Genomic DNA, 18,551 nt, shown 5'->3' on the forward strand with positions numbered 1-18,551 from the left:
GGCAAAGGCTCAGTTTGCTGTCATGTTCGGCGAACGCCTCAAACGGGCAGCCGCATAGCAATGTTCGACAGCACCGGCCAAACACGAAATTCCTGACACTCCCTCAAAAAAGACCGTCTGGCCAGGTCGCAGCAAAGCATAAGCGGCATCGGCAATCGCACGCTTCGCCTCGATATGCCGCTGCTCGCGCAGGTCAAAGGCCAATTCGGACCCCGTCGCCTGCATCAGCCGGGCGCCACCATGCACCCGTTCGATAACGCCCTCTTCCTCCAGCAGCTTGAGGTCGCGCCTGATCGTGGGCTCGGACGCGCCGGTGGCGACAGCCAGTTCCTGAATGGTCTGGGAGCCTGCCTGGTAAAGCTGCCTGCGAATGGCGTCGAGCCGATCTGACTGCAAGAGATTGCCTATTGATTGATCGTCGCGATCATAGTCACGCGACGATAAGATCAATGTCAATCATATTTATGATCTTTTTTGATCATTATGCTCCGATCCAGCCTCTGCCGGATAGGACAGCCCGACATGCGAACAGAAAAAAGGGCGCCTTGCGGCGCCCTTTTCCGGCAATCCCGTTAAGGGATCAGTTGTAACGCCAATAGCCATGCGGGTGACCGTGATCGTGATACCAGGAGCGATGATGGTAATGATGGTGATTGTGGTAGTAATCAGCGTGAGCCGCCGAAACAGTACCCGCAACCGCACCGGAAAGAGCAAGCACCATCAGCACCGGCCGTAAGTTTCGCGCGATAAATTTCATAATCTATCTCCCGTTCAATTCTGAGAACCACGTTGAATTCTGTGTTCGTCAGCTGGAATTATAGATGTGGCCGAAACGGCTTTCCTTCAAGTCCGAAATGCTTCACAGCAACACTGCGTCACGTAATGCCTCGCAACGGCCACAACACCGCGGCGATAGCAGGGCGCCCACCTAGATAGGGGCAGCTTTCGGCTCTGAAAGGGTGGTTAGAGCATTCATTTCCGTGAGGATCATGACGCGGTCGCGGCCGCCGCGCTTGGCCTGGTACAGCGCGTCATCCGCGGCCGCGATGACCCTTGCCGCCTCGGCGCATGATGACGGCTCGACCAGCGCCACGCCGATGCTGATGGTGACGATTCCGGCCGAATGCGCCTCATGCGGCAGGCGCAAATCCCGCACCGCCCGGCGCAACCGCTCGGCGAATTCCGCAACCGCAGCCCCATCCGGCAAGGACAGCAAAGCCACGAATTCCTCGCCACCATAGCGGTAGATGCGACCCCCGACGGAGGTCAGCACCGTCTTGAGCGCTTGGGCAATCTGGCGGAGGCAGGCATCGCCCTGCGGATGGCCGTAGCGGTCATTGTAGGATTTGAAATGATCGGCATCCATCATGATGACCGCCAGCGCCTGCCGCCGCCGCGATGTCTCCATCATCTGCGCAGCCAGCCTTTCGTCGAAGGCGCGCCTGTTCTCAACCCCGGTCACAGCGTCGAGCATCGCGGCCTGACGATAGAGGCGGACAGTCCGGTCCCGCACCAATCCGATCAGCCCGATCGCCAGCAGCAAGGTTGTGACGAGTGAGACCAGATCCGTCAGCACAAGACCGCGCAACCGCAGCAGATGCGCGGTGGCTGGCGGCGGTGCGATCAGGTTGAACCCGGCCCAGAAGAAATAGACCCCGGCCTGCAGGGCCAATAGGCCAGCCATATAGAGGCGGAGCGCCGGATTTTCTCGCGCAAAAATCCAGACCTCACGCCCGGCGACGAGGAAAAACAGGCCGAGGACCGCGTTGGCGACGGTGATGCGAAGACCTATGCTGCCAAAGAAAGGCAGGATGGCGAAAAAGCACCACAGCAGCAGTGGCAAGGGTAGCAGAACCGGCCAAATCACCCTGCCGCGCAAACGACGGCAGGCAAACCACAAGCCAAAGCCGGCGGCTTCGATCAGCCCGTTCGACAGGATCAGGGAGAGCGGCTGCGGCAGGGTAAAGCGTATGATGATGCCGAGGCCGGCACCCAGGGTCCCGCCACACATCCAAAGCAGCGAATCCTCGCGCCGCGCATCCAGCCAGGTGACGAAATAGCTGACGCTGACCAGCAGGATGATGAGGAGATGGATGACAAGGATCGTGGCCGGGTCAAGCACCATCGGCGAGGCGTCGTCCTTATACCGGGGAACTGCTGACTAAGCGCAGGCGCCAGGCATCATTGCCAGCGCCAGCTTGCACAGACCTTCTACCACTGAATCTGCGTGCCCAAACCGAAAAGCTGTGACTGGACATTATTATGTTCGGTACCGGCATCGCCGGTTGCGAAGTCATAGCCGCCCTGCTGGCGCGTGCCGAAAAGGTAATCGGCAAACAAGTTGACGCCCGGCACCAGCGTATAGGTCAAGCCGGCGGCCAGACCGTTATTCTGCTGCTGTCCCGTCGTCAGGCCAGCACCGGTGATGGTGGCGCCGGAACCGGTATCGATGCCGCCCGGCAGATCACCGGTCTGGGTGAAGCGATAGAAGCTCGCCCCCAGCACGACCGGCCCCAGCGCATATTGCGCGCCGGCCATCCAACCGATCGCCTTGCTGCCGCCGTCGGGCTCCAACTGGAAGGTGAAGCCGTCCGCCATATTGAAGGCGCCGGTCACGGCATTGCCGCCGACCGTGAGTCCGCCATAGGTCAGCGTCGCGCCGCCCGTGAAAATGCTCATGTCCTTATAGCCGGTGACACCCTTGGGATCGCCGGTGTTCGCGACCTGGCCGGCGGTCGTGTAGTCCAGCCCGATCTGCAGCCCGACAGGTCCAAGGGCCTGAGTATATTGCCCACCGATATCAAGCATATTGCGCGGCATGCCGCCCGCGATCGGCGTCGCCGAGGTCGTAACCGCCGGGGCGTAATTCGAACCCGTCTGGTTCGGCGTGAAGCCGGCAGAGAATTGGAAACCGGCCAGGGCCGGCGACAGATAGACGATCTTATCGCTGGCCTGATCATAGGCCGCACCGCTATCCGGGAAGGGATAGACCGGATTGGCGGCCGAAGGAATCATCCCCTCGATATCGCCGTTCCAACCGCCGTCATTGAAGCCTTCGAAAAAGCCCGTCTCGGTCAAAACCGAGGGACCGTTCTGCTGACCGAAGCTGATCTGACCCAGTTGCGGCAGACCGAGATAGCCGTAAGCCTGAAAGACGTACAGCGTCTCGCTGCTCGCCGATGCGCTGCCGTTCGTGCGGATTTCGGCGGAGGCGCCGTAATGCAGCCCATTGGGCGCGACACCCTGAAAATTGGGATAAAGGCGTAGATAGCCGAGGAAGCTGCTGGTCGAGGTCTTGGTGCCGCCAATATTGTCGAGGGAGGAGCCTTCAACCCCGGCGTACCAGTTGACGCGGCCATTGAGATGCACGGCCACCTGGCCGGGTGCGAGATTGGTATCGGGCGTGGCCTGGGCCAAAGCCGGGGCCGCGCGACCCAGGCCAGCCAGCAGGATGACGGTAGCGACGCTACCGAGCCATAAGCCACGCATAACCCTCTCCTTCTCCGCCACTGACAGTGCTTTACGTCTCGGCAGGGCGAGTCGCGACATGACAATCCAGGCTAGCCTCGCAGGCTTTAAATCTCAGCGCATAACCGACGACAATGGGGGCCTCCGCTCAGGACCCCGGCTCAGAACGCAGGGCTCACACAGGGGTGAGCTGGCCTTCTAAAGTAGCCCGGCCGCGATATTGACGGTCAGAGCCAGAATGACCGTGTTGAAGGTGAAACCCACGAAGCCGTGCAAGGTTGCCAGTCGGCGGATCTTCCGCGCGGTGATATCGACATCGGATACCTGAAAGGTCATGCCAAGGACCATCGCGAAATAAAGAAAATCGAGATAGTCCGGCTCGGGTTCATGCGGAAAATCCAACCCGCCGTCCATGGCATCGCTGCCGTCGGAATAGGAATAGAATTCGTGGGCATAGCGCAGCGCGAAGATGAGCTGCATCGTGAGCCAGGAGAGTATCAGCGTAACGATCACCAAAGCGAGGTGAAAGGCCTTGGTCTCGCCCTTCAGGCTGCTGATATTCTTGAACTCGATCACCACGACAAGAACGCTGGCGACGATCGCCGCGAGCGAGATGGTGAAGACCGTCCATTCCCCCGCCTGCTGGGCTTTGGCCCGCGCCGGCATGTCGATCGGTGATGTGCGGACCATGGTGATCCCCCACAGCACCAGCAATACCAAGGCGCCGATATCCCAGCTCAGCACCAGATGCCCCTGCCCGCCGGCCTCGGCCTTAATGAACCCGCGCGGCAACAGCAGAGCAGCCGCAAGGCCGGCAATGACAGCCGCGCCGAGCTGAATGCGGCTGGTCAGGAAAAGGGGAAGCTGCTTCATGAAATTCCCGCCGCTCGGCCCGGAAAGCCGGTTCAAAACAAGATCATAAATGCCCTCGCTGCGCTGTGACACAAGGGCCGCTTGCACGCGGCTCTGGTCTCTGCGACTGCAATGCCATAACGATCCGGGGAGATAAAAATGTCGCCGTCACCAAGCGCTCATGCCGCAGAAACCTCAGGCTGGACGGGGCGACCCAACCATCGCCGTTGGCTGCAGGCCCAGGCCGATGCGCTGCTGCGCCAATTCCAATTCGTCTCCATCGACAAAGCGGGCGGCTTTTTTGACCTCGACATCGCGGGACAACCGCGGCGGGAGACCCAGATCCGTGAATTGGTGACGACGACGCGGGTGACCCACTGCTTTGCCATCGCCCATATGATGGGCTGGCCCGGCGCCGACGCGCTGGTGCGGCATGGTCTGACAGCGCTTTGGGACCTTCATCGCGACGCGGTTCATGGTGGCTATCGCTGGCAGGCCGGGCCGGGCGCAGATGACAGCAAGCAAGCCTATGGCCATGCCTTCGTCCTGCTGGCGGCGAGCACGGCCAAGATGGCCGGCTTCGCCGAAGCGGATGCTATTCTGGCCGATGTCACCCAGGTTCTGAACCAGCATTTCTGGGAAAGCGACCCTGGCGCGACGGCCGAGGAATTCGCCGCAGACTGGAGCCCGATCAGCAACTATCGCGGCCAGAACGCCAATATGCATCTGACGGAAGCCCTGATGGCAGCCTTCGAGGCGACCGGCGAGCGTGACTACCTCAGCAAAGCCGAGAGCATCGCCGATCTGATCATCAACCGCCTTGCCCGCGCCCATGCCTGGCATGTGATCGAGCATTTCGACAGCGTCTGGCGGCCTGATTTCAACTATCGCGGCTCGGACATGTTCCGCCCTCAAGGCACGACGCCGGGCCATGCTTTGGAATGGTCGCGGCTGATCGCGCAGCTGCATATTTTGGGCGGCCGGCACAAAAGCTGGATGCCGGAAGCGGCGGCCGGTCTGTTCCGCCAGGCCGTGACCGATGGCTGGGATCGGGCGACGGGCGGCTTCTATTACACGCTCGACTATGCCAATGCGCCGCTGATCCGGGATCGGCTGTGGTGGCCTTGTTGCGAAGGTGCGGCGGCGGCGGCCTTCCTGGGGCAGATCAGCGGCGATGCTTTCTACGAAGGCTGGTATCGCCAGATCTGGGATTGGTCAGCGCAGCGTCTGGCGGACCCTGTGCATGGCGGCTGGAATCCGGAGCTGGACGACAGCCTGACACCGCGCCCCCGCTTCTTCACCGGCAAGCCCGATATCTATCATCTGCTGCAAAGCTTTCTCATTCCGCTTTATCCGGCGGAAGGCAGTCTGGGGGAGATGGTGCGCCGCCTGGGCTGACGCCTGATTGTACCGAGCCAGGTTGAGCGAACGGGGCCCTATCAGCTTCTGCCCCGTTCCCTCCGGGCATAATGCCTTTCGACATGACATCTCAACCCAATGACCGCTTCACCCACCCGAAAGCATGATTGGCCTGGCACCAGGCTTGTGGTTTTATCCTGATAAGACCTGACGAGAATTCTACAGCCCTTGCTGAAAAAATCCTGTGAATTCAGGGATTGAATATGGGGAATGACTGCATTCCCCTCAATCGCTTTGTTATTCTCACAAGCCTGACGGAAATGCTCAGCGCAGGGAGCGTGCGGAACTGCCATCTCAGGTTGTCGTCCTGATCGGCCCCTAGATTTTGACCTTGCACCCCCGCCGATCATGATTCGGCAGGGCAGACGCCAGGATACCGCGCAGTATCAAATAGGCCGAGCAACCACCCGTATCGCGCGCGGCATCGCTGCCCGCTGAGAGAACACCCCCAATCGCTCGCGGAAAGTTGCCGTGATTCTTTGGTTAAATCCCTTGCATTAACGCGAATGAGACGACAGTAGAGTATCGCCGTGGACTTCAACCGGCCTTCGCCTCATTTTACTTTCAGCAGTGGTAACGGCCGGACAATAATGAGTGTTCTCCTTGTGGAAGATGAATGGCTAATTCGGACCATCATGGCCGAGGAATTGACCGAAGCCGGCTTCGAGGTGAAATCCTTCGAGACCGGGGATGACGCGATGTCCGAACTCGCGGCCGACGTTCCGGATTTCGATGTTCTGGTGACGGACATCCATATGCCAGGCCAAACGGATGGAATTGCGCTCGCCAAATCGGTTCGCGCGCGGTTCCCGAATGTGCCGATCATCTACACGACAGGCCGCCCCGATGCGCTGGAGCGGGCCCATCTGCCGGGCGGCAATGTCGTCACCTTGGTGAAGCCTTACAAGCCGAGCCGGTTGATCGAAGCGATCCGCAACGTCCTCAACTAACCGTCCTCGACATCGTTTCAGAGAGCCGCCAGCAGCGACTGAGACGACGCAACCCAACCGAAAATTCCGCCCTGAGCCTTGATCATGGCCAAGGCGCTCGCATGAAATTCCGGAAAATACGAACCGGTGCAATCCGACAGCACCAGGCAGTCGAAGCCGCGATCATTGGCTTCCCTGACAGTGGTGTGAACGCAGACCTCCGTCGTAACTCCGGTCACGATCAGACGGTCGATGCCACGCCCGCGCAGAATGGCTTCCAGGTCGGTCGCGAAGAAAGCGCCTTTGCCCGGCTTGTCGATGACCGGTTCGCCGGGGATCGGCGCCAGCTCAGCGATGATGCCGTGACCGTCCTCGCCGCGAACCAGGATACGGCCCATGGGACCGGCATCGCCGATCTTGGTCGGAAAATTGCCGCGGCGATGCTTGGCGGGCGACAGGTCCGAGAGGTCCGGCCGATGGCCTTCACGCGTATGCACCACGACCATGCCGGCAGCCCGCGCCGCCTTCAGCACGGCAGCGGTCGGCGCAATCGCCGTCCTTAACAACCCGACGTCGTTGCCGAGCGCATCGCCGAAGCCCCCCGGCTCCAGAAAATCGCGCTGCATATCGATGATGACGAGGGCTGTCGTCGCAGGAACGACAGGAAAATCATAGGGTTCGGCGGCAACGGAGGCTGTTTCGGCTGAAGGGCTCACATTCCGCTCTCATCTTGTCGACAAGATGAGACTAGCGGCCGCCCCGGAGGGATGCAATGACGATCTCCTCCGAAGCAGCCGCCTCAGCCTAGTCGTAGAAGCCGGGCGCCTGGGTGAAGCTCGGCCAGGCGTCGGGATCATGTCCCGTGACGACCTTCGCCCCTTCCCGCTCGGCCAGGGTGCGAAGTTTACGGACGGAGCGGACGGTATCGACGGTCGAAGCCAGGAACCCCGGCAGCGACTTCTCGTTCCAATGGTCCAAAGTATAGGCGGCATCCACCGTCAGCAGCAGCTTGCCGGATTTGGGCAAGCTCACCAGGAAGGATTGATGCCCCGGCGCATGGCCGGGCGTGAAGACCGTCCGCAGCACGCCGTCACCATAGACATCGAAAAAATCATCCTGATGGCCGTTCAGGAACTGCCATGTCAGCCCGGGCCGGTCGAAATCCTTCCGGATATAGCCGCCGGCCGCGAACCAATCAGGCGTATAGGCATATTCATATTCCGAGCGCTGCACGATATGCGTCGCATTCGGAAAACGACCGACCGCACCGGTGTGATCCAGATGCAGATGGGACTGCACGACATAGCGCACGTCCTCTGGCTTGATGCCCATGGCGTTCAATTGCTCGACGCAGCCGTCGCTGGTCTTCATGACCGGCCAATAGACTTGGGTGATGCCCTCTCCCCACCAGCCGACCGGGTCAGTTGCACATTCAACCGCATTTCCGCCGTCGATGACGATATGGCCTTTGGGATGCGTGATCAAAAACCAAGGCACGGGAATGGCATAGTCCGCGCCATTCCCTTCGTTCATCTTGATGTTGTGGACTTTGCATTTGAGAATGCCGGACTGAAACATATAAAGCCGCACTTCGGTCATTTTCCCCGCCTCTTTTTATTTTTAAGCTGCATTCACGCAAAGCATCAGAAAGCTTCGCGATAAAGCGCCAAAGCGTCCGCTTCCGTCACCTCCACCGGATTATTGATGAGGAGACGTGACTGCTTCATCGCGTCCGACGCCAGCAGGGCGAGCGAATTGTCGGTGACACCGACATCGCGCAACCGTCGCGGCGCGCCGCTGTCATTCATCAGCCGTTCCATCTCTTCGACGAAATCCTGACTGCGTGCGGCTGTATCGCGCCCCGCACGCGCGCCGAGCAGCACGTCCGACAGTTCGGCATACAGCGGTGCGGCAGCGGCCATATTGAAGCGCAGCACGGGCCCGAGCATCAGTGCATTCGAAAGCCCATGCGGCACATGGTAATGGCCACCCAGCGGATAGGCGAGCGCATGGACCGCCGCGACCGGCGCATTGGCGAAAGCCTGTCCCGCGAGCGTCGCACCCAGCAACATCGCCTCGCGCGCTGCACGATCCTTACCGTCGCGGCAGGCCGCGACCACATTGCTGCCCAGAAGCCGCAGCGCCTCGCGCGCCAGCGCATCCGACAGCGGGTTCTTTTTGAATTTGCTGGTATAGGCCTCGATCGCATGCACCATGGCATCGATCCCGGTCGCCGCCGTATGCACGACCGGCAGCCCAACCGTCAGCTCCGCATCGAGCAACGCCAGATCGGCATAGAGCTGCGGTGAGACCACGCCCATCTTGGTCGTTTCACCCGTGGTGATGATCGAGATATTGGTGACTTCCGATCCGGTACCGGCGGTCGTCGGGATCAGCGCCAGCGGAAGCCGGGACCCCGTCACCTTACCGATGCCATACATCTCCGCCAGCGGCTGCGCGCTTGCGACCAGAACAGCGCAGAGCTTGGCGATATCGAGCGAGGAACCGCCGCCCAGCCCCACGACAATCTCGGCCTTCGCGGCGCGCGCCTGCTCGGCACAGTCATGCACGATGGCTTCCGGCGGATCAGCAACGACACCGTCAAAGACCGTGACCGTAAACCCGGCTTCCGTCAGGCTGGTAAGAACGGGGTCAGCCAACCCTGCCCGGCGGACGCCCATATCGGTCACGACCATGACGCGCCGCGCGGCGAAGCGCGCCGCCAGAATTTCGCCCAGCCGCCGCGCGCCGGACCATTCGACCAGGATCGACGGCACGGTGCGGAATTCGAAATTGGGAACCATCGTTTCCATCGGCATTTGCCTTCTTGTCTTTGGGCTGTTCCGCCCGCGGGATCGGGTAGGTCCGCGCAACACCTGCGCGGATGACAGCTAAAGGAAACCCGGCCTTTCTGTGTCATGCGCGGACACCGCCGGTGAGGCTTGTTCCACGAACCTACCCGGTCGAGCAGCCAGTCGTCAGTCTACCAAATCAGCGTAGAGGGCGGTGCTGAGATAGCGCTCGCCGTAGGACGGAATAATCGCCACGATCAGCTTGCCTGCATTTTCGGGCCGTTTCGCGATCTGGATCGCGGCCCAAAGCGCCGCGCCGGAGGAGATGCCGACCAGCAGCCCTTCTTCGCGGGCCGCGCGGCGCGCCATGTCGAAAGCATCGGCAGCGGTGACGCGAACGATCTCATCATAGGACGCAATGTCGAGCACATCCGGCACGAAGCCCGCACCAATGCCCTGCAACGGATGCGGACCCTTTTTGCCGCCCGAGAGGACAGGAGACGCATCGGGTTCGACCGCGATCGCCTTGAAGGACGGCTTCCGCGCCTTCAACACTTCGGACGTGCCGGTGATGGTGCCGCCGGTGCCGATGCCGGCGACCAGAAAATCAACCTCGCCGTCCGTGTCGCGCCAGATTTCCTCGGCCGTCGTATTGCGATGCACTTCCGGATTGGCCGGATTTTTGAACTGCTGCGGCATGAAATATTCAGGGCCGGAGGAGGCGATCTGCTCGGCCCGCGCGATAGCGCCGCCCATGCCGTCCGGGCCCGGCGTCAGCACGATCTCAGCGCCGTAAGCACGCAACAGCATGCGGCGCTCGCGGCTCATTGTCTCAGGCATGGTCAGAATGCAGCGATAACCGCGCGCTGCGCAGACCATGGCGAGCGCGATGCCGGTATTACCCGAGGTCGGCTCGACAATGATGGAATTGGGGCCGATCAGCCCAGCCTTCTCCGCCGCGTCGATCATGGCGACGCCGATGCGGTCTTTCACGCTATGGCCGGGATTGAAGTATTCGAGCTTGGCCACAACCCGGCCGGGCGCATCGCCCACCAAGCGGCGGATGGCCACCAGCGGCGTATTGCCGACCAGTGCGGTCACGTCATTCGCGATCTTCATAAAACTCTTCTCCGAGCAATCTCTGATATGAGCTTACACGCCCAATTCTTTTCTCAAAACCGGGATGATTTTTCTCTTTTGGAGGGAAAGCGCGTCAAAGGCTTTCTCTCAGATCGTCCAGTCGAAAGAATCATAGGCCAGGCTTGCCAGAACCTCCTCGACACCGCCCAGCGACGGCCCTTCGGAATTCATCCGCACCAGCTTGGCCGGCACGCCGGCGACGACGCCATTGGGGGGCACCGCGCGCAGCACGACAGAGCCGGCGGCAATGCGCGAATTCTCCCCGACCTCGATATTGCCCAGCACCTTGGCCCCGGCGCCGATCATGACGCCACGCCTGACCTTGGGGTGCCGGTCCCCGGCCTGCTTGCCAGTGCCGCCCAACGTCACGCCCTGGAGCAGCGAAACGTCATCCTCGATCACCGCCGTCTCACCGACCACAAGCCCGGTCGCATGATCCAGGAAGATGCCCTTGCCGAGGCGAACCGCCGGATGGATATCGGTCTGAAAGACCTCGGACGAGCGGCTTTGCAGATAAAGCGCGAAATCGCGCTCGCCGTTATTCCACAGGTAATGCGTCACCCGCTGCGCCTGGATGGCGTGGAAGCCCTTGAAATACAGGAAAGGCTCGATGAACCGCTCGCAGGCCGGGTCGCGGTCATAGACCGCCGCGATATCCGCCTTGAAGGCCTGACCGATAGCGGGATCGGCCGAGAGCGCGCGATGGAAGGCCTGCACGATCAAAGGCAGCGAAATGACGTCATTCTTCAGGCGGGAGGAAACGCGATGGCAGATCGCAGCTTCGAAAGACGGCTGATTGATGATCGATTCCAGGAACAGCGTGGCCAACGCCGGCGCCTTCTCATAAGCGACCTCGGCCTCGCGCCGCAGACGCTCCCAGATCAGGTCCGTCGGATGATCCGCCGCGGTACGCGGCACCACGGCCAGGCCATTGCTTTTCGAACCACTCAAGGCGCTGTCTCCTCCGTCCTTGCCGCCTAGGCCAGCGGCCAGTGCGAAGGCTCATTTATACGGTAATCGAAGCGAGAACCATGTGAGGCCAGCGCATGCCGCCCCCTCGGCGCTGGCAGTTGCGCGAGCGGCTAACCATATTTGGCTAAGCTCTCACTCGACGGCCTAAACTAAGCCTCTAAGGTAAAGCCATGAAATTGATCAGCTGGAATTTGCTGCACCGCGAGGGCGCGGCCGTGGCCGAGGTCGCGCGTCTTATCGAACGGGAGCAGCCGGATGCTTTGCTGATGCAAGAGGTGACAGCCCAATTCGACGAATTGCCGCGCCTCATCGGCGGCAGCTACAGCCGCACGCCGCTGCCCGGCCGCCGCCATGGGCTGGCGATCTGGACCGCGAAACTGCTGGCCACCGCGCCCACCGTCGTCACCCTGCCGGCCGGCGCCGTGGTGCGCCGCGTCGCGCTGATCGCCGACCTTGGGCCATTCAGCGTCGGCAACGTTCATCTGTCGCATTCACAACTGCTCAACCGGAAGCAGCTCCGCCATGTGGCGGACCACCTGCCCGCCCATGCCGCCGTGCTTGGCGATTACAATCTCGTCGGGCCGCCGCTGCTGCCGGGTTTTCAGGACGTCGGGCCACGCGCACCGACGCATAGGATGAGCGATATCCTGCCGCTGCGGCTGGACCGCTGCGTCATCCGCGGCCTGATCTGCCAGGAGGCGGCGGTGCTGGACCGTGCCGGGTCAGACCATCACCCGATCATGGTGCGGCTGACGCGGGCGGCCGACCCCCAGCCCGGAACGCGCGGTGCGCGCCCCTTCCTGGCCAAGGCGGTGTTACTGGCGCGCCAGAACGCGGGGCGATTCCGGCGCCCATGACGCCCAGACCGGCATGCCGATGGCAAAATGCCCGGCATTGTCGCTGGGCAGATCGGCCCAGATTTCGCCGGCGTCACCGTCATCGAGACCGAGCTTGATGCGCGTCAGCGAGCCGAAGAAGGTCACTTCGTGAACCGTGGCTGTCACGGCACCGGCTGGCGCCGGCAGGTTACGTGCCGTCAGCAGCACGTGCTCAGGCCGTAGGAACAGCTCAACCGCGCTGCCCGTCACGTGCTGGCTCGCCGCATAAGCGGTCACATAGGTATTGCCCACGCGCACGCCGGCGCCATCGGCGATGCCGGCCAGCACGCCGCCGGCACCGATGAAGCGCGCGACGAAGCCATCGGCCGGGGTGCGATAGATCTCGGCCGGCGGCGCCATCTGCAGCACATGGCCTTCGCTCATCACCGCGACGCGATCCGAAATCGACAGCGCCTCTTCCTGATCATGCGTCACGAAAACCGTGGTGATGCCGGTTTCCTGCTGGATGCGGCGGATTTCCGACCGCAGCTGCGCCCGCACCTTGGCGTCGAGCGCCGAAAGCGGCTCATCGAGCAACAGAATGTCGGGCTTCACGGCAAGCGCACGGGCGAGTGCCACGCGCTGCTGCTGGCCGCCCGACATCTGATGCGGGAATTTATGGATATGGGCAGCGAGGCCGACCATGCCGAGCAGGCGTTCGGCGTCCGCCAGCTGCGCCTTGGTGTCGCCCAACCCGCGGACGCGCGGCCCGAAGCGTACGTTCTGCAGCGCCGTCATATTGGGGAAAAGGCTATACGCCTGGAAGACCATGCCCATGCGGCGCTTGTTCGGCGGCAGATGGGTCACGTCCTGCCCGTTCAGCATCACCTGGCCATGATCCGGCGTCTCGAACCCCGCCAGAATGCGCAGCAGCGTCGTCTTGCCGCAGCCGGACGGCCCGAGCAGACAGACCAACTCGCCCTGGGACAATTCCATGTCGATCTGCTTGAGCACGGTGCGGACACCGTAGGTCTTGCGGATGCCGGTGAGCGAGACGCCCGACATTGCGATATGCGCGGTGCTATCCATCAATGCGCCCCTCCGACTGTCGCCGCGCCACGGCGGCTGGTTATTAAGACGCCAAGCATGAAGACCCAGGTGAGCAGGAAGGCGAACAGCGAGAGCGCGGCCGCCTCGGTGATCGCATTCTGCCCGGTATCGTTGATGAAGACTGCGAAGTTGTGGAACAGCAGCACGCTGGCGAAGGTGAATTCACCGATGACGGTGGTCATGATCAGCAGCACGGCGCCGACCAGCGCGGTGCGCAGATTGGGCAGGATCACCAGGAAGATGATCTGTCCCCAGCCGCCGCCGAGCGACTGCCCGGCTTCCGTCAGCGTCCGCACGTCCAGCGTGCCGAGCCCGACCTCAAGCGACCGGAACGTATAGGGCAGGCAAAGAAAGAAATAAGGAATGACGAGATAGTTCGGCGTGCTGATAAGCCAGGCCGGCCCCGTATAGACCGTCGTCAGACCGGCGATGAGGGCGACTGCCGGAATGACGAAGGGCAGGTTCGAGATGAACTCGAACAGCGGCTTCAGCTTCGGCGCCTTCAGATGGACGAAGATCATCGCCGGCACCAGCAGCACGGCGGTCAAAATCATCGTCTCCACGCCCAGGCGCAGCGACAGAAACAGGCTTGACCAGAAGCCGGGCGCGGTCAGCATCATGCCATAGGCGGACCAGCCGTATTTGCTGCCACCTTCCCACAGGCTGAAGATTCCGGTCATGACCAGCGGGGTGATGAAGAACACAGCGCCGAGCGCGATGATGATCCAATTCCCGACACTCAGCGTCTTGCGCGCGCCATAGGCTTTGCGTGCGCGGGCCGGCGGCAGCGGGGTCTCAACCTCGGAAGCGGTCACACTCATGATACGTCCCCTTCCTTATCGCCGCCAGCGCGCCGCGTAGCGCGACACGAGCGAGTAGATGACGAGCACGACGGCCATGATCAGGATCATGCCGGTGGAGAGTGCCGCCCCCACTTGCGGGTCGGACATGACGTTGCCCGACAGAACGTTGCTGATGTCGATGGTGACCAGCGCGATATTGCCGTCCGTCAGCGCATAGGGTGTGGCATAGGCCGAGAAGGCGCTGCCGAACAGCAGCAGGAAGCCGCCGAGCAGCGAGGGGGTCAGGATCGGCAGGCCGACCAGACGCCAATATTGCCAGCTCGTCGCACCCAGACCGTCGGACGCCTCGCGCCATTGCGCGCGCAATCCCTGGATCGCCGGGGTGATGATGATCAGCATCAGCGGGATCTGGAAATAGGCGAAGGTGATCGTCATGCCGGTCAGCGAATAGAGCGAAAAGCCCATGCCGTAGATATTGATGCCGAGATGCTTGAGCATGATGGTCACGAAGCCGAGGCTGCCGAGCGTGCTGATGAAGGCAAAGGCCAGCGGCACGCCCGCGAAATTGGCGGCGACGGCCGAAAAACTCGTGACGATGGTGCGCAGGATCGAGGGCGCGCCCGGTTGCAGACTGGCATAGGCCAGCAGAAAGCCGCCGATCAGGCCGGTGATGGCCGAGGCGACGCCCAGGATGAGCGAGTTCTCGAAGGCGACGCGGTACTGATAATCCCAAAGACCGGTAAAATAGGAAAGCGTGAAGCCCTTGTCGCCGATAAAGGTCTGCACAATCAGCACGGCCGTCGGCGCGACCAGGAAGGCGAGCACGAACAGCAGAAACAAGCCGACGAAAATCCAGGGAATGGTGCGCCCGAGCCAACCGCTCAGGCCACCCTTATCCGCGGATGCGGCAACACGGGGGGCGCTTGGCCCCCCGAATGCCGCGGGTTGAGGTGCGACCGTATTGCCTGTCTGGCTCACTGAACCCCCCAATCCTTTCGTCGTCCGCGGCTGATAGACGGCTTAGATGTGAACGAGCTGCGGCCAGAGGGTCGCGAGGGTCTTCTGGGCCTTGGCAACCTGGTCCTGGGTCGCGAACTTGATATCCGCATAAGGCGCCGCGGGCGGCAGCTTGGCGGTCAGGCTCGCCGGGATCAGGCCGCGCTTGGCAAGGTCAGCGTAGCGCGCCGGGTGGGCATAGCCCGCCAGAAACAGCAGCTGGCCTTCGTCGGAATACAGCCATTCCTGCCAAAGCTTGGCGGCATTCGGATGGGCGGCATCGGCCGGGATCGCCTGGCAATAGAAGCTGCCATAGGGCTGGCTGCCTTCCGGCACGACCACTTCAAGCGTCGCCTTGCCGACAGCGGCATCGCGATAGCCGAGCGACAGATAGTCCCAGTTGATGACGATCGGCGCCTGGCCGCTGACGAGCAGTGCCGGACCGGTGGCGGCCGCCGGGTTCAGGTTGCCGAGCTTCGCGAGTTCCGCGAAATACTGGACGCCCGGCGCGATGTCGTCGAGCGAGCCGCCATTGCCCATGGCCGCGGCGAAGACGGCGGCGAAAGCGGCGCCGGCACCCAGCGGGCTGCCGTTCAGCGCGATCATGCCCTTGTATTCCGGCTTCTTCAGATCGGCCCAGCTGCGCGGCGCGTTCTTCGCGACATTGGTGTTGGTCGCGATGGAAACGACACCGAAATAGTCAGCGACCCAAAGGCCGTCCGGGTCCTTCATGCCGTCCGGGATGCTGTCCCAGGTGGCGACCTTGTAGGGGGCGAACAGCTTCTGCTTCACGCCGATCGACGCGAAGGACGGGCCGATGTCGAGCGCGTCCGGCGCGCGATCCTGGCCCTTCAGGGTGCGAACGGCCTGGAGTTCCTGGGCGGAGGAGCCGTCCGGATTGGCGTCGTCGATGACGATCCCGTATTTCGCGGTGAACTGGTCCATGATGGCGCCGTAATTGGCCCAGTCACGCGGCAGGGTGATGACGTTGAGCTTGCCTTCCTTCTTGGCGGCGGCGATCAGCGCGTCCATTCCATCGGCGGCACGGGCGGAGCGCAAGCCCGGGACAGTGGCGAGGGCAGCGCCCGCCATCGTGGCCACACCAAGCTTCGCGTAATCACGTCGGCCGAAAAGCGGCTTTTCGATCGTCATTAAAGGCTCCTGATACAGATCGGTGAAGAGAGCGATGCAGAGACCAGACTAGGCAAGCACAAGCTCTGACGAGAGACGACAGAGGGTGAGTTCCATCCGCCCGACGCTTGGCCGATACAGCCGGATGCGGGGGCCGACAACGCCAGTTTTATGACAGTTACCAGACAAGCGGCCGGCCCGTGACTCATTCTGAACGATCGGGTCCTTTCGATTGAATGCACCCGCCGAGAGAATAGGCCCAATGCGACAACAGGGTCGATAAGTCTACCGCTTATGCTTTGAAAAACAATGCTTTTTCTGAACGAGCTGAATGGGGGTTCGATAATGCTTTTTTGATGTTCCTATTTTGTTCTTGACTCCAACGCCAAGCAGGCGCGACTTTGCCCTCCGATGAAGGAGGATTCGATGCCTCACACTGACTTGACCGGCCCTGACAGCCCGAAGCCGACCACCGCCAAGGCCGGAAGCCGCGACCGTAAGACAGGGCCCGAACGCCTGCGCATTACCCGCAGCCGCGCCGGCGCGCCCGCGGACGGCGGTCCCCCTTCGCCAACCCTCGCCCGTTCGGGCCGTGGCGCGACCACCAATCCCGGCGTGCGGTTCGAGACCCAGGAAACCGTCGCGACCGACGACGGCTGGGGCTCGCTCGATGCCTGTTTCGGTGACCTGCCACCGCTGGAGACGACGCTGATCCGCGACAGTTCGCGCACGGTGATTGCCCGCAACACCAGCCCCGATCTGGGATTTGACCGATCAATCAACCCCTATCGCGGCTGCGAGCACGGTTGCATCTATTGCTTCGCGCGGCCGAGCCACGCCTATCTTGGCTATTCACCCGGCCTCGATTTCGAGACCAAGCTGCTGTTCAAGCCCGAGGTCGCGAGCCTGCTGGAAAAGGAGTTGCGCAAGCCTTCTTACGACCCCAAGCCGATCACGCTCGGCGCCAATACGGACCCCTACCAGCCGATCGAGCGGCGCTTGCAATTGACCCGCCAGGTGCTGGAAGTGCTGCGCGAATTCGGCCATCCGGTCAGCATCGTCACCAAATCCGCGCTTGTCCTGCGCGATCTCGATATTCTGCGCGACATGGCGTCACGCGGGCTGGTGCAGGTTTTCCTCTCCGTCACCACATTGGACCCGGCGCTGGCGCGGGTGATGGAACCCCGCGCCAGCGCCCCGCATTTGCGGTTGCGCGCGGTCACGGGTCTGAAACAGGCGGGCGTTCCGGTCGGCGTGCTCTCGGCCCCCATGATCCCTGGCTTGAACGATGTCGAGTTGGAGGCGATCATCGCGGCCTCGGCCCAGGCCGGGGCGGACCGCGCGGGCTATGTCATGCTGCGTCTGCCGTTGGAATTGCGCGAGATGTTCGAGGCCTGGCTCAATCAGCATGTCCCGGCGCGGGCGCAGCATGTGCTGAGTCTGATCAGGCAGGTGCGGGGCGGCGCGCTGTATGACGCGAGCTTCGGGCAGCGTTTTACCGGCACCGGCGCCTATGCCGATCTCATTGCCCAGCGTTTCCAGATGGCGACGCGCCGCCATGGGCTGGATGGCCGCATGGCGAGGCTGGATGTGGCGCAGTTTCTTGTGCCGGATCGATTTAAAGCCGCGCCCGCCAATGCGGCGCCAGAAAAGCAGATGTCGCTGTTCTGATGGAACGGCGATAGACTGCCCATAGTGGCCGCTCAACAGCGCTTCAGGAGGTTTGCCTTGCCCGAGAAAACCATCAAAATCCCTGGCCCCGACCATCCGATCAGCGTGGACCTTAACCCGAAACGGGTCGTGGTAACACTCGGCGGCAAGGTGATCGCGGATACGAAAGCGGCACTGACGCTGCGCGAGGCGAGCTATCCGCCGGTTCAATATATCCCCCGCGCGGATGTCGCCATGGACCTGCTGGAACGCTCGGCCACCGAAAGCTATTGCCCTTATAAGGGCGAGGCCGCGTATTTCAGCATCCAGACCGATGGGCAGCGCTCAGCCGATGCGATCTGGACCTATGAGACGCCGTATGACGCCGTCGCCGCGATCAAGGATCACCTCGCCTTCTACCCTAACCGCGTCGACGCGATTACCGAGCAGGCGGACTGAGGGCCAGCCCGC

At 62.2% G+C, this 18,551-nt stretch carries 19 protein-coding genes; 5 read left to right on the plus strand and 14 right to left on the minus strand.

Going from position 1 to position 18,551, the window contains the following annotated elements; genetic code table 11:
• Positions 1–9: 9 nt before the first annotated feature.
• The 5 genes from ACELLULO517_RS00005 to ACELLULO517_RS00025 form a co-directional block, all read right to left on the minus strand.
• Positions 10–396, minus strand: a complete 387-nt coding sequence (locus ACELLULO517_RS00005) for a DeoR family transcriptional regulator (protein WP_227304321.1) — start codon at positions 394–396, stop codon at positions 10–12.
• 184 nt (positions 397–580) lie between these two features.
• A complete protein-coding gene (locus tag ACELLULO517_RS00010) occupies positions 581–757 on the minus strand; it encodes a hypothetical protein (RefSeq protein ID WP_227304324.1) in 177 nt (58 codons plus the stop codon).
• 171 nt (positions 758–928) lie between these two features.
• Positions 929–2,125: a GGDEF domain-containing protein gene (locus ACELLULO517_RS00015; RefSeq protein WP_227304327.1), complete on the minus strand. Its 1,197-nt coding sequence runs from the start codon at positions 2,123–2,125 to the stop codon at positions 929–931.
• Positions 2,126–2,211: 86 nt separating this feature from the next.
• Positions 2,212–3,489, minus strand: coding sequence for a porin (locus tag ACELLULO517_RS00020; RefSeq protein ID WP_227304330.1), 1,278 nt, complete (start codon positions 3,487–3,489; stop codon positions 2,212–2,214).
• 177 nt (positions 3,490–3,666) lie between these two features.
• On the minus strand, positions 3,667–4,341 hold the full coding sequence (locus ACELLULO517_RS00025) for a DUF1345 domain-containing protein (protein WP_227304333.1): 675 nt from the start codon (positions 4,339–4,341) through the stop codon (positions 3,667–3,669).
• A 138-nt stretch (positions 4,342–4,479) separates the two neighbouring features.
• Here ACELLULO517_RS00025 and ACELLULO517_RS00030 point away from each other — a divergent pair, with 138 nt between their 5' ends.
• Complete coding sequence (locus ACELLULO517_RS00030) at positions 4,480–5,718, plus strand: AGE family epimerase/isomerase (protein ID WP_227304336.1); 1,239 nt, start codon at positions 4,480–4,482, stop codon at positions 5,716–5,718.
• A gap of 611 nt (positions 5,719–6,329) precedes the next feature.
• Entirely contained in the window at positions 6,330–6,689 is a 360-nt protein-coding gene (locus ACELLULO517_RS00035) for a response regulator (protein ID WP_227304339.1), read from the plus strand.
• A 17-nt stretch (positions 6,690–6,706) separates the two neighbouring features.
• Here ACELLULO517_RS00035 and ACELLULO517_RS00040 read toward each other — a convergent pair whose 3' ends face one another.
• From ACELLULO517_RS00040 to cysE, 5 genes are all read right to left on the minus strand, one after another.
• Positions 6,707–7,384 carry a cysteine hydrolase family protein gene (locus ACELLULO517_RS00040; RefSeq protein WP_227304342.1) on the minus strand — a complete coding sequence of 226 codons (678 nt, stop codon included), beginning with the start codon at positions 7,382–7,384 and terminating at the stop codon, positions 6,707–6,709.
• 88 nt (positions 7,385–7,472) lie between these two features.
• Positions 7,473–8,267, minus strand: coding sequence for an AttM family quorum-quenching N-acyl homoserine lactonase (gene attM / locus ACELLULO517_RS00045; protein ID WP_227304345.1), 795 nt, complete (start codon positions 8,265–8,267; stop codon positions 7,473–7,475).
• A 44-nt stretch (positions 8,268–8,311) separates the two neighbouring features.
• Entirely contained in the window at positions 8,312–9,481 is a 1,170-nt protein-coding gene (locus ACELLULO517_RS00050; RefSeq protein ID WP_319796403.1) for an iron-containing alcohol dehydrogenase, read from the minus strand.
• 165 nt (positions 9,482–9,646) lie between these two features.
• On the minus strand, positions 9,647–10,579 hold the full coding sequence (gene cysK, locus ACELLULO517_RS00055) for a cysteine synthase A (RefSeq protein WP_227304351.1): 933 nt from the start codon (positions 10,577–10,579) through the stop codon (positions 9,647–9,649).
• Positions 10,580–10,687: 108 nt separating this feature from the next.
• A complete protein-coding gene (gene cysE, locus ACELLULO517_RS00060) occupies positions 10,688–11,551 on the minus strand; it encodes a serine O-acetyltransferase (protein ID WP_227304354.1) in 864 nt (287 codons plus the stop codon).
• A 191-nt stretch (positions 11,552–11,742) separates the two neighbouring features.
• On the opposite strand from cysE, the gene ACELLULO517_RS00065 reads away from it, so the two are divergent.
• On the plus strand, positions 11,743–12,429 hold the full coding sequence (locus ACELLULO517_RS00065; RefSeq protein ID WP_227304358.1) for an endonuclease/exonuclease/phosphatase family protein: 687 nt from the start codon (positions 11,743–11,745) through the stop codon (positions 12,427–12,429).
• Here the strand turns inward: ACELLULO517_RS00065 and ACELLULO517_RS00070 are convergent.
• The 4 genes from ACELLULO517_RS00070 to ACELLULO517_RS00085 are packed head-to-tail and all read right to left on the minus strand — an operon-like array spanning position 12,388 to position 16,451.
• Positions 12,388–13,479 (minus strand): ABC transporter ATP-binding protein, encoded by a 1,092-nt coding sequence (locus ACELLULO517_RS00070; RefSeq protein ID WP_227304360.1) that lies wholly within the window; start codon positions 13,477–13,479, stop codon positions 12,388–12,390. The genes ACELLULO517_RS00065 and ACELLULO517_RS00070 overlap by 42 nt on opposite strands.
• The gene (locus ACELLULO517_RS00075) at positions 13,479–14,321 is read right to left on the minus strand and encodes an ABC transporter permease (protein ID WP_227304363.1); all 843 of its coding nucleotides are present in this window, start codon (positions 14,319–14,321) and stop codon (positions 13,479–13,481) included. The genes ACELLULO517_RS00070 and ACELLULO517_RS00075 overlap by 1 nt, the downstream gene beginning before the upstream one ends.
• 15 nt (positions 14,322–14,336) lie before the next feature.
• Entirely contained in the window at positions 14,337–15,281 is a 945-nt protein-coding gene (locus ACELLULO517_RS00080) for an ABC transporter permease (protein ID WP_227304366.1), read from the minus strand.
• A 42-nt stretch (positions 15,282–15,323) separates the two neighbouring features.
• Positions 15,324–16,451 (minus strand): extracellular solute-binding protein, encoded by a 1,128-nt coding sequence (locus ACELLULO517_RS00085; RefSeq protein WP_227304369.1) that lies wholly within the window; start codon positions 16,449–16,451, stop codon positions 15,324–15,326.
• A 405-nt stretch (positions 16,452–16,856) separates the two neighbouring features.
• On the opposite strand from ACELLULO517_RS00085, the gene ACELLULO517_RS00090 reads away from it, so the two are divergent.
• Together ACELLULO517_RS00090 and ACELLULO517_RS00095 are read left to right on the plus strand one after the other, a co-directional pair.
• The gene (locus ACELLULO517_RS00090) at positions 16,857–18,101 is read left to right on the plus strand and encodes a PA0069 family radical SAM protein (RefSeq protein WP_227304372.1); all 1,245 of its coding nucleotides are present in this window, start codon (positions 16,857–16,859) and stop codon (positions 18,099–18,101) included.
• A gap of 57 nt (positions 18,102–18,158) precedes the next feature.
• Positions 18,159–18,539 carry a DUF427 domain-containing protein gene (locus tag ACELLULO517_RS00095; RefSeq protein ID WP_227304375.1) on the plus strand — a complete coding sequence of 127 codons (381 nt, stop codon included), beginning with the start codon at positions 18,159–18,161 and terminating at the stop codon, positions 18,537–18,539.
• Positions 18,540–18,551: the final 12 nt, after the last annotated feature.

Source organism: Acidisoma cellulosilyticum (assembly GCF_020621385.1).
Lineage (GTDB): Bacteria > Pseudomonadota > Alphaproteobacteria > Acetobacterales > Acetobacteraceae > Acidisoma > Acidisoma cellulosilyticum.